Consider the following 11,607-nt stretch of genomic DNA (forward strand, 5'->3'; position numbering starts at 1 on the left):
TTTGTGTGAATCACTTAGTTAGGCAGAATATATATTAAAACAATACTTATCATTGGAAACAAAGCCATAAACAATTAGGATCCATTAGCTCAGTTGGCATAAGTAGAGAACCAAAATCTATGATTTTGTGTGAATCACTTAGTTAGGCAGAATATATATTAAAACAATACTTATCATTGGAAACAAAGCCATAAACAATTAGGATCCATTAGCTCAGTTGGCAGAGCACCTGACTTTTAATCAGGGTGTCCCGCGTTCGAGTCGCGGATGGATCACCAAAAAAACAAAATTAATTAGTAATTATAATAATCGATTTTAAATATATAAATCGATTATTTTTTTTAGTTGTACATATAAACTACATACTATTTACAAATGAGGACGTATTATATTATTTCTATTATTTATCAATACTATATTTGATGGATAAAGCATAGACTAAAGTATAAGTTATATAAATGATAATGTACTTAAACAAGTAATTTATGAGGTTATAGATGTAATTATAATAAAATAAACTTATACAAAATTCATAACCTTTGTTTAACTTGTAATTTTAAAGGGTATAAAATAACAAAGAATTGTAGAAAATATACGGAGGTTTTGTTATGAATAAAATATTAGTGCCAATTGATGGATCGGAGCATGCTCAAAGAGCTCTTGAAAAATGTAAAGAAATGGCCGTAGCATTTGGAAGTGATATAGTACTAATAAATATTAAAAATCTTTTAATTCCATACTTATCTTACGAGGAAACAAGAAGTTATATGGAGATGATGAATAAGAACTCAGAAGATATGTTAAAAAGTGCTAAACAATTATTTTCAGATATTGAAAACAAAGTTGAAATTGAGTCCATAGAAGGCGATATAGCATCTAGTATTATTAAGTTTGTAGAAGAAAATGATATTGACCTTGTTATAATGGGGTCACAAGGTCTAAACGCTGGAAAATTTCAAGGTTTTTTACTAGGTAGTATTGCAAACAAGGTAATACATAGTATTACTACACCAATACTAATAGTGAGATAATTTTATAATATACTATCCTAAAATAAGGTGTCTTTATTATATAAATGAAGATAGCCTTATTTTATTAATTATCCTAAGAATGTACTATTTTTGTAATTTTTTGAAAAAGTTAGTTTTAGATATTAGTAGGAGGGTATATAAAATATAGATTAAAAAACTGGAGGTTATTATTATGAAAAACTTACTAATACCAATTGACGGCTCAGAGTATTCACAAAGGGCATTAGAAAAAGGGATGGAAATGGCTGTGGCTTTTGACAGTAATGTTACATTGTTGAATGTTAAAAATTCTTTTATCCCTCAATTGACAGTTATAGAAATAAAGCATATAGCAGAAGTTATCAATAACAATTCTGAAGAAATATTATCTAATGCAAAAAAATACTTATCTACAAAAGTGGAAAATGTTGAGACATTGTCGATGGAGGGTGATGTAGCCTCTGTGATTATTAATTATATTAATAGTAATGATTTTGACCTAGTAATTATGGGGTCACAAGGATTGAACTCCGGAAAAATAAAAGGATTATTTCTTGGAAGTACTACAAACAAAGTAATACATAATATAGAAAAGCCTATCCTTGTTATAAGGTAGGTATTCCATTACATAATTCAAGGTATAGATTATTTTATATAATCTATACCTTTTTCAGGCGAACCATGTGTTTAGAATCAATACTTCATTAATTACTTTGGTTGTCTATGATTAAATTAAAGACAAGTGATTATAAGCACTAGAAGAATGTTATTTCAATAAATAATAATAGGAGGATTTTTGTTGAAAAATCTTTAGTTTTACGTTTTTTATGGTAAAATAGGTAAGACTAATCACAAGGAGGATGGTATGAAAAATCTGTTAAATAGAACTTTTAAGTTACAGGAGAATAATACTACGATTAAGACAGAAGTATTTGCCGGTCTTACTACTTTTATGACAATGGCCTATATACTAATTGTAAATCCTAGTATATTATCAGCTACAGGAATGGATCCAGGTGCCCTTATTACTGCTACAGCACTAGCTTCGGCAGTTGGAACTTTTGCTATGGCGTTATTAACAAATTACCCATTTGCTTTAGCTCCTGGTATGGGACTAAATGCATTTTTTGCATTTTCAGTTGTGCTAGGAATGGGATATAGCTGGGAAATGGCTTTAGCAGCAATTTTTGTTGAAGGAATTATATTTATTTTATTAAGTTTATTTAAAGTTAGAGAAGCCTTATTCAATGCGATTCCAGCTACGTTAAAAAAGGCTGTTAGTGTAGGTATCGGATTATTTATTGCATTTATTGGATTTCAAAATGCAGGAATTATAGTAAATGATAATGATACATTAGTTAATTTAGGTGATGTGAAATCTATTACTGTGTTTCTAGCAATTATGGGTGTTTTATTTACAGCAGTTTTATTAGTAAGGAGGGTAAAAGGTGCAATTCTATGGGGTATTTTAGCTACATATATTGTAGGTGTAATATGTCAGCTTACAGGACTGTATATTGTTAATCCTGAACTAGGTATGTATTCATTAATCCCAAATGGTATAGTATCTCCACCACCGTCAATAGCGCCAATATTTTTTAGATTAGATTTTTCTCAATTATTATCTATAGACTTTTTAATTGTCGTCTTTACATTTCTATTTGTAGATTTATTTGATACAATGGGAACTTTAATTGGCGTTTCTACTAAAGCAGGTTTTTTAGATAAAGATGGAAAGTTACCTAGAATTAAAGGAGCATTGCTTGCAGATTCAATTGGAACTACTGTAGGTGCTGTATTAGGTACTTCTACAGTTACAACCTATGTAGAAAGTGCTTCAGGTGTAGCAGATGGTGGAAGAACAGGATTGACATCATTTACTACTGGGTGTCTTTTTGTACTTGCACTATTATTTAGTCCTGTGATTGCTGTAATACCGGCATTTGCAACGGCACCTGCGCTTATAATAGTAGGTTTGTTTATGATAGAACATGTTGTAGATATAGACTTTACAGATTATACAGAAGCATTACCAGCATTTTTAACGATTATTATAATGCCACTGGCTTATAGTATTTCTGATGGATTAGCTTTTGGTGGGATAGCTTATGTATTCTTAAAGTTTGTTAGCGGAAAAAAACAGGACATCCATCCTGTAATGTATGGTGTATTTGTCATGTTTTTATTATTCTATATTATTGAAATTTAAAGGCTAAAAACAAATAAGGACTGCCGCATTTATGGTTTAAATAACTATTGGCGTGCAGTCCATTATTCTTATAAATAAAATAGGTTATATGTGACAATTAACATTTTAGTAAAACTAAATACGGATTTATTCTTTTGTTATTAGAATTTCTACATTTCTTGGTAGTGCTAATCCAGCTTCGACCTCTAAAGCCTTAATAATACCAGAAGGAACCGGACAAGCGAGATGTTTACAGTGTTGATCTGCTAATTCATACACCTTAGAAGCAGAAAACTTATTGAAACATTCATTAGAACCATTAATTCCATCAAGGTCTTTTTCCATTTTTTTGATGTAAGGACATTTAGTTTCGATAGTAATATCCATCGTTCTTCTGTCCTTTTTTCTAACCACTATTTTACTTTCAATTCCACAAACCCCTGGTTTTACAATTGCTGTAGACATTTTAAACCCTCCTTAAGATACCATAATATTTATCCCATATTAACAGCCACTAAGACGCTGGTTTTTAAGATTTCAATATGAAAAAAACCTTTCTTTATCTTCTTACCCATTCATATATTTCTAAAACAAGAAGTACTAAATCCATTCTATTAGAATATAAATAAACAATAAAGTAGAAAGGAGTTTTAAGATGGATGGATTTATCACGCTAGAAGCATTAACTGAATTTCCTGTATTAGTACTACTAGTAGGAATAATTACTCAGTTTACAAAACGTGGATTAGATTGGTTGTTTTCTAAAATTTTTAACATTATAAGTATGCCTACAGAAATAATTTCTTTAGTTATATCTGTGATATTACTAATATCTATAAGTTATGCCAATGGTGCATTAATTAATAAAAGTACAAATGAAATTTTTGCTATAATAATGATGAATATTGTCAATGCATTTATTGTATCTCTAGCAGCAAATAAAGGTTATGAGAGAATTAAAAGTGACGAAAGTGTAATCGCCAAGATACAGAAAAGAAAATAGATTGATGCAACAATAAGAGAGGGCACAGTATTACTACGCCCTTTCACTAAAGCTAAATATATAACCCTTATATCCCGCATTAACAGGCACTAAGACTCCCACCTTATATTCAGTAGGGGGATGAAAAAAAACCTACTGAATAAAGTTTCGCTTTATTCTCATATATAATGCATATTATATTATCGTAAAAACAAGTCTATATATATCGAATTAGTAGTATAATATTAATATATGTCCTCTCTTACTTGCTTAGATTTGTAGTACGAAATTAGTGATTTTATGATAATATAGATATTATATTTTACGTAATATAAGAAGGAAATACAGATAAATCTGTAGAACATATAATTAATAGAGTGAAAATTAAGTGTGAGGAGGTATTTATGACTTATAGGTTAGCTGTATGCGACGATCAGGAATCAATAGTACTAACATTAAAAAAATATATTCAAGAAATTAGTTATGAGGAAGGTTTTGAAATACAAATAGACATTTACGACAATCCTATAGAATTATTAAAAAAATTTCAAGATGATCCTTTTATATATAATTTAATTTTCCTAGATGTGGACATGCCTGAAATGAATGGATTAGACGTAGGGGCGAGGATAAAAGATGTTAATGAGTATGCTATAACTGTTTTTGTTACTGCTCATGATAAATATGCACTAAAAGCTTTTGAAGTAGGTGCTTTTAATTATATTGTTAAACCAATAAACAAGGAGAAATTAAGAGATACCTTAGGAAAATCCTTACGTTTAATAACAAAATTAAGTATTGACGAACAATCAATGTATATTACTATATATGATAAAGGTAAGTACATCAAGATACTTTATAAAGATATACTGTACTTTGAAAAACATGGAAATAAAATAATTATTACTTGCGAAGATTGTGAATATGAATCTTATCTTACTTTTAAAAAGTTAAAAGAGCTACTAGGAAACCAATTTTTTGTACAATGTCATAGAGGAGCCATTGTACACAAGGAAAAAATAATAAGATTAGAAAATAATATGGTTATAATGGACAAAAATCATAAAATTCCTGTAAGCAAGAATTATTTAAACGATATTAAGGAGACTTTTTTTGAATATTTGAGGGAAGGTGAATGAAATAGAGGTTCTATGGCAAATAATCGATTTTTCTGTATTCTTTGTTGAAATTTATATACTATTAAAATATCTGAAAGTAGTGCTAACTCCAAAGCACGCTGATAAATATAATCCTATTTGGATGTTAACTATTAGCTTAATTACATATCTAGTTAGTCGCATAAAATCAATAGAGATATTACATGCACCGATTTTTTATCTTATAATTTTTACACTAATTCTGTGTTTATATAAAGATAAAATTCAAAAAAACTCATTGCTTTTGCAACATTCATAATTATAATAATTTGTATAGAAAATATTACTGTATTTTTACTTGTTATTGGTTTTAGAATTCCAATATGGCATATGGCAGATAATACTTTAATTAAATTTATAGCCATTACAATTTCAAAAATAATATTGTTTTTATGGATTACATATTATGTCCAAAGAAAATCTATAAGCTTACTCTCAATATCCGTAAAAACAAATAGGACTTTAATAATCAAAATAACTTCACTAGTAACTATGATACTATTAATTACAGTTTTAGTCTTGAGCATGTATGTGAGATTGGATAGCATACCAAGCGGTTTAGATGTACTTATTTATCTTTTTATTTTAAGTTTTACTGCAGTGTGTATATTATCGGTAAGCATTTATGAAGGGATACTAAGTGAGTCAGAAAAGCAAATGAAAGCAAATCTCCTGATTCAGCAGAAAGAAAAAGAATATAAATACAATCAAGAAATAGCTGCGACTGTTGACAGCATTAGGGCGATAAAACACGATATATCAAATCATTTATCTGTAATAAGCGGTTATATTCAATGTAATAAATATGATGATGCAAAAAAATATATACATAAGTTATATAAACCTATTGAAATCATGAATGATCTGCTTGATATTGAACACCCTGTTATTTCATCCATGCTTTATGTAAAATCAATGTTGGCAGAAAAAGATAATATAAAATTAGATATAGATTTGAGATTAAATACAGAAATTAAAATTAAAGACACTGATTTAACTATACTATTAGGAAACATACTTGATAATGCTATCGAAGCATGTAATAGTGTAGATATTCAAAATAGAAAAATATCCTTAAAGATTTATACAGTCAAAAGTTATTTCTTAGTAGACTGTATTAATACTATGAATCCCCAAAAGGTCAAGTATAACAAAAAAGAATTTTATACTACTAAAGAAGACACTCTTAACCATGGAATAGGATTAAAAAATATTAAGATCGTAGTTGATAACTATGAAGGTGATATGAAGATTCAGTTATCAGATAGAGAATTTAGTATAAAAACTACTATGATAAACAAATAAAAAATAATCATACAATAGAATAGCTTTAAAGAAAAAGTATATTTTAATCCTTAATATACTTTTTTTGTAAGTGTATTTTAATTTTCTATAGTGAGATCAATATCCATTAATATTATAGATATTGATAATATTTTACAAAAAACGTTTAAATACCACGAAAAAACGGCCATTCGTCACATGCACCTTGAAATTTGATTTTCATCAAGTATACTTAATACTAGTAATACTTATTATTTTAAATATACATCGGTAGGTATAGAGAAAAAGCTGTTTAATAATAAATAAACTTCCCTATATTCGACATAGGTTTTACAGTAAGGTTTATCTCTATAGATATATTATTTGTTTAATTTCTCCCTTCAAACATATTTTAAATAGGTAAAACTACCGGTGTTATATTTATAAATTAATTTATTATCCTCAAAAACTATACTCACTATCATAACTATAATCAGGCATCTCTTGTTTAGAAAGGGGAAATTGTTGTGTCTATAAAGAATATACGTATATCTAAAAAGATAATATATGCTACAGTGGCATTCTTAATAGTAATACTTTCCTTACAACTAATTAAACCCGCTAAATTTATATTAAATTCTGTTAGAGCTGAATCAATTATCAATCAAGGATATCAATTATTAGAGGACCCCGAAAATACTAAGCCAGTTATAGATATTAACGGAGTAAACATTACCTATGGGCACTTATTGTTTAAGGCAAAAGAAATAGAGGCATACAGTACTGATATTGAAGGAAGTGATGATCAGAAATACATGAATTATGCTATACTTGATTATTCATATAAAATACTGATGTATACAGAAATTTCTAGAGAAAATCTAAAGATTGAAAATCAACCTGATAATCAAGAAATATTTAATTACTATAATAGAATTTATGAAGAAACATTATTTGCGAAAAAAAGTCCACAACTATATGGAGTAGCTAAAGTGAAACAAGAAAACATTGAAAAGGAACTTGATTATTATAAAATGGTTTATACTATATATTTATGGTTAAACCAAAATCAAGAGAGTGTAATTAGTGAAGATGATATGATAACCGATGAGGAGTTAATAGAATATATTAATGAATTAGATAAAAAATTGTATTCAGCTTTAAACTCAGCAATAAAAAATGCGGAAATAACATATTATGATGAATCATATAATTATATTGATAAAAAATTTCTTGAAAACGCCTTTTTTGTGCATTAATACTTGATATTATTATAAGGCGATATAGAGTATTATTTAAATACATAAATCTCTAGTTAGTTATTAAATAAAAGTAGCAGGGTTCCCCTGCTACTTTTTAACTATCTCGTAGTAATGAGCCTAGTGGTTGATTGCAGACATTTGGCGACTACCGCGTAACCGGGAGAAACTCGCAAAGCGTGTTTCTTGTGGTTATGGAGTAGTCGCTATTTTTGTCGTCTTAATAACTTGATAGCAGTTTTAATTTTAACTGGATTTCCATACATAAGAGTACCCATACGGTAGATTTTTGAAGCTATCACACCGGTTATTACAGTAGATATTATTAAAATTGCAAGTGAAATTAATACCTCTATTGTGGATACTGTTCCCATTGAAACTCTTACAAACATAGATAAAAAAGAACTAATAGGAAGGTAGGAAGTTATAGTCATTATTAGGCCTTCTGTGTTGTACATACCTGACATCGCAATAATGAACACAACTACGAAAGTTATTGTTACTGGTGTAGATGAAGTACTAACGTCTTCTGTCCTAGACACTAGGGCACCTAAAGCGCCGAAGATAAATGAGTAGAATAAGTAGCCTAGTATACCAAAAACAGAGAATAAAAGTATTACATCTATTGGTATTTCAAATATAAAGTCCAGCATATTATCCCAAGCGTTGGCATTTAATGTGTAGAAGATTTTAGCTGTCAATAGAACCAATCCAACTTGAATAATACCAGCTATAGCTCCTCCTAAGACTTTTCCAAATATTAAATTTGTACTATCGGTACTAGTAATTAATACTTCCATAGCTCGGTTACTCTTCTCACTAGCTACAGAGGTAGCTATCAGTTGACCATACATAATTATCATAAAGTAAAGAATAAAAACTAATATATAAGTGTAGAGATAGTTTCCGGCACTGTCAGTACCAAGAATTATAGTTTCATACTGGATAATGGGGCTTAGTAGCTGGCTTATATCTTCATATTCTATTCCAAGCTCTTCAAATCCTTGTATCTGTACAGCTTTGCTAAATGATTCATGGAAAATGCTTTGATTCATATCTATTAATTCATTGTTTTGAACGATATACTCGTATTGTGAAGGTGATTCCAAAATAAATCCAGCTTCTAAATCTCCAGACATAATACCCTTTTCTAAATCTTCTTTACTACTATATTTTTTTAAATTACCTAATGGAAAATTGGATTCTAAGAATTCTGTGTTATGTAATGTATTATTAGAATTAATATAACCATATGAAATTAATTCTTTATCAGCATTATCTAAAGAATCCTCGTTAGACGAAGTAAAAACTCCTCTTATTGAGGGTATGGATAAACCAATAGCTATTAATATGCATATAATGATAGTTGATATTAAGAAGCCTTTGTTTTTTAAGAAATGCATAAGCTCAAATTTTAGTACAGTAAGAAAGTTTTTCAATTGTTTTCACCTACCTTTTTCACAAAGATATCTTCTAATGTTGGTTCGTATACAGTGAATTTATCTATGTCTAGATCCATTGATAGAATGGCGCTAAGTAAATCGTTCTTTGTCTTTGTTGGCAACAATTCAATGATTACATCGTTTTTTCTAATACTTTCTACTATAGCTATATGATTTAACTGTTCTTTAAATATTATTTGAAGATGCTCAGGAGCTAAATTTACTATGCTTAATGTTAATCTATTCTGGCCAAAAATGCTCTTAATCTCTTTCAAATTTCCGTCTAAAACAATTTCTCCAAAATTAATTATTGCAATTTCTTCACAGAATTCTTCTACATATCCCATTTGATGACTTGAAAAAATCAGTAACTTGTTTTCACGGATTAACTCTCTAATAATATCCTTTAATATTTGTGAGTTTAGAGGGTCTAAACCACTAAAAGGCTCATCTAAAATGATAATATCAGGGTTACAAAGAAAGGTTTGAGCTAACTGTACTTTTTGTTGATTTCCTTTAGACAGTGTTTCTAATTTTTTATCTTTATACTCCTCTACACCTAGTCTTTTTAGCCAATGCAATGAATTTTCTTTAGCCTCTTTTTTACTTAAACCTCTAAGCTGACCTAAATAAATTAATTGCTCTATTACTTTTTTCTTTGGATACAAGCCTCTTTCTTCAGGTAAATACCCAATTTGATGGTCTAGAGCCCTAAAATTTTGACCATTAATAAGTATCTCACCACTATCAGCATCGAATAAATTCATGAGAATACGAATTGTTGTAGTTTTTCCAGCCCCATTTCTTCCTAGTAGACCTAGCGCTTTTCCACTTTCTACTGATAAAGATATACCATGTAGAATCTCATTATCAGAAAAGCTTTTATAGATGTCTTTGACTTCAAGCTTCAAGTTACCATACCTCCTATATTTACTGTATAATAATAGGATATAGGAAATAAATTCATATATCAACTTTTTTTATGAGACTTACTTATATGGATGATTGTTTGTTTAATATTTTTAAATATTTGCATGTATGTACTTATAGTGCAGCAGTTTTTATTGGTGGATTAGTTTTGAATTATACTAGTTAAAAGCCTATGATAATGTAGATTCATTGTTAGATAAAATGGAGTGCTATAAGAGGAATAGAGAAGACTAGAGAAAGATCTAAAAAAATATAGGAGTAAATATCGTTGAAATAAATAGAACCGCTCATATCAAGTATATGAGCTTAATATTTTATAAGTTTTCAATAACCTTATCTCATATCCAATAGGTAGGGCTTTTTATATATTTAAACATTTATTTTCCTGTGGGTTGTGTTACGGTTGTGTTATTTCAAAGTGAATCATAGGTATAAAAAAACTCTAAAGCCTTGGCATGAAAGCGTTTCAGAGTATATTTTAATTATATGGTGCCGAAGATGGGACTTGAAGTCGGCGCCCGACACGCGGTATAGTTTTTTAATATATTTTGTATGTTAAAATTCGATTGAGTGCTTTATCTAAGTTTAATGGTGTCGTACTTATCCCGACTATCAGCATTATATATTAAAAAAAACCCTAAAGGGTTTACTTTTAATATATGGTGCCGAAGGTCGGACTTGAACCGACACGAGTGTTACCTCACTGGATTTTGAGTCCAGCGCGTCTGCCAATTCCACCACTCCGGCATTTGCCTGCTAGAATATAATAACATAATTTACGGATTAATTCAAATAAAAAAGATTATTTAAATAATAATATTTCTTATGTTTATATTAAAGGGCTACTTTATCAGAGCTTTTTAAATACATGTAGTAGAAGTACTCTACTACTATTATTAGTACTGCAAATAACACTAAAGCATTTCTAGTAAGTATAAAATCATTAGTGAGAAGTGATATTACATAAGCAGTGAATGCTCCTATTACACCGTCACCTAAGGCTGCTATGCTGTTACCAAATGACGGCAATAATAGTAAGTGTCCTAATAGGTAATTAATAATGGTAACAGTTACAGCTATTAATGTAATCCAACTTAAGGGAACAGTATCAATAAGTGTAAATGCTATCCATGATGCTATAAAAGTTATTATAAATTTTATTACAAGTGCAACTATAGTTTTTATAATATACACATCCTTTTAGTTTTTATCATTTTATCCATTTCCTAATAAAGATAATCATAAGTTAATTGATTTACGCAATATTCTCTTGAAATTAAATTTTTTATTGTAGATTTTGAAGAATCTTCACATTATCTTTAAAACTTATTGGTATAATCAAATAAGTAAATACTATATAAAAAAGTTTAGGTGAA

12 protein-coding genes and 2 tRNA genes are annotated in these 11,607 nt (G+C 28.9%); 8 read left to right on the forward strand and 6 right to left on the reverse strand.

Annotated elements, in window-relative coordinates; genetic code table 11:
- The first annotated feature begins 202 nt into the window (after window positions 1-202).
- The 4 genes from GC105_RS02010 (at window position 203) to GC105_RS02025 (ending at window position 3,219) form a co-directional block, all read left to right on the forward strand.
- Window positions 203-278: transfer RNA gene (locus tag GC105_RS02010), tRNA-Lys, on the forward strand.
- A 330-nt stretch (window positions 279-608) separates the two neighbouring features.
- A complete protein-coding gene (locus GC105_RS02015) occupies window positions 609-1,031 on the forward strand; it encodes a universal stress protein (protein WP_152801189.1) in 423 nt (140 codons plus the stop codon).
- 172 nt (window positions 1,032-1,203) lie between these two features.
- A complete protein-coding gene (locus GC105_RS02020; RefSeq protein WP_152801191.1) occupies window positions 1,204-1,626 on the forward strand; it encodes a universal stress protein in 423 nt (140 codons plus the stop codon).
- A gap of 249 nt (window positions 1,627-1,875) precedes the next feature.
- Window positions 1,876-3,219: an NCS2 family permease gene (locus tag GC105_RS02025; RefSeq protein ID WP_152801193.1), complete on the forward strand. Its 1,344-nt coding sequence runs from the start codon at window positions 1,876-1,878 to the stop codon at window positions 3,217-3,219.
- A 126-nt stretch (window positions 3,220-3,345) separates the two neighbouring features.
- Here the strand turns inward: GC105_RS02025 and GC105_RS02030 are convergent, their stop codons facing one another.
- The gene (locus GC105_RS02030; RefSeq protein WP_152801195.1) at window positions 3,346-3,663 is read right to left on the reverse strand and encodes a DUF6951 family protein; all 318 of its coding nucleotides are present in this window, start codon (window positions 3,661-3,663) and stop codon (window positions 3,346-3,348) included.
- 190 nt (window positions 3,664-3,853) lie between these two features.
- On the opposite strand from GC105_RS02030, the gene GC105_RS02035 reads away from it, so the two are divergent.
- Window positions 3,854-4,201 carry a hypothetical protein gene (locus GC105_RS02035; RefSeq protein ID WP_152801197.1) on the forward strand — a complete coding sequence of 116 codons (348 nt, stop codon included), beginning with the start codon at window positions 3,854-3,856 and terminating at the stop codon, window positions 4,199-4,201.
- Window positions 4,202-4,584: 383 nt separating this feature from the next.
- Window positions 4,585-5,319 (forward strand): LytR/AlgR family response regulator transcription factor, encoded by a 735-nt coding sequence (locus GC105_RS02040; protein WP_152801199.1) that lies wholly within the window; start codon window positions 4,585-4,587, stop codon window positions 5,317-5,319.
- 209 nt (window positions 5,320-5,528) lie between these two features.
- On the opposite strand, the gene GC105_RS16745 is transcribed toward GC105_RS02040, so the two are convergent.
- Window positions 5,529-5,702, reverse strand: coding sequence for a hypothetical protein (locus tag GC105_RS16745; protein WP_193708236.1), 174 nt, complete (start codon window positions 5,700-5,702; stop codon window positions 5,529-5,531).
- Between the two features lie 127 nt (window positions 5,703-5,829).
- Between GC105_RS16745 and GC105_RS02045 the strand changes: the two genes are divergently transcribed.
- The gene (locus tag GC105_RS02045; RefSeq protein WP_193708237.1) at window positions 5,830-6,642 is read left to right on the forward strand and encodes a sensor histidine kinase; all 813 of its coding nucleotides are present in this window, start codon (window positions 5,830-5,832) and stop codon (window positions 6,640-6,642) included.
- 485 nt (window positions 6,643-7,127) lie between these two features.
- Complete coding sequence (locus GC105_RS02050; protein ID WP_152801202.1) at window positions 7,128-7,859, forward strand: hypothetical protein; 732 nt, start codon at window positions 7,128-7,130, stop codon at window positions 7,857-7,859.
- A 206-nt stretch (window positions 7,860-8,065) separates the two neighbouring features.
- Here GC105_RS02050 and GC105_RS02055 read toward each other — a convergent pair whose 3' ends face one another.
- From GC105_RS02055 to GC105_RS02070, 4 genes are all read right to left on the reverse strand, one after another.
- Window positions 8,066-9,298: an ABC transporter permease gene (locus GC105_RS02055; protein WP_152801204.1), complete on the reverse strand. Its 1,233-nt coding sequence runs from the start codon at window positions 9,296-9,298 to the stop codon at window positions 8,066-8,068.
- A complete protein-coding gene (locus GC105_RS02060; RefSeq protein ID WP_152801206.1) occupies window positions 9,295-10,212 on the reverse strand; it encodes an ABC transporter ATP-binding protein in 918 nt (305 codons plus the stop codon). The genes GC105_RS02055 and GC105_RS02060 overlap by 4 nt, the downstream gene beginning before the upstream one ends.
- A 679-nt stretch (window positions 10,213-10,891) precedes the next feature.
- Window positions 10,892-10,978 (reverse strand) — tRNA-Leu (locus GC105_RS02065).
- A gap of 87 nt (window positions 10,979-11,065) precedes the next feature.
- Window positions 11,066-11,425, reverse strand: a complete 360-nt coding sequence (locus tag GC105_RS02070) for a DUF2512 family protein (protein WP_152801208.1) — start codon at window positions 11,423-11,425, stop codon at window positions 11,066-11,068.
- Window positions 11,426-11,607: the final 182 nt, after the last annotated feature.

It is taken from the genome of Alkalibaculum sporogenes (assembly GCF_009362815.1).
Lineage (GTDB): Bacteria > Bacillota > Clostridia > Eubacteriales > Alkalibacteraceae > Alkalibaculum_A > Alkalibaculum_A sporogenes.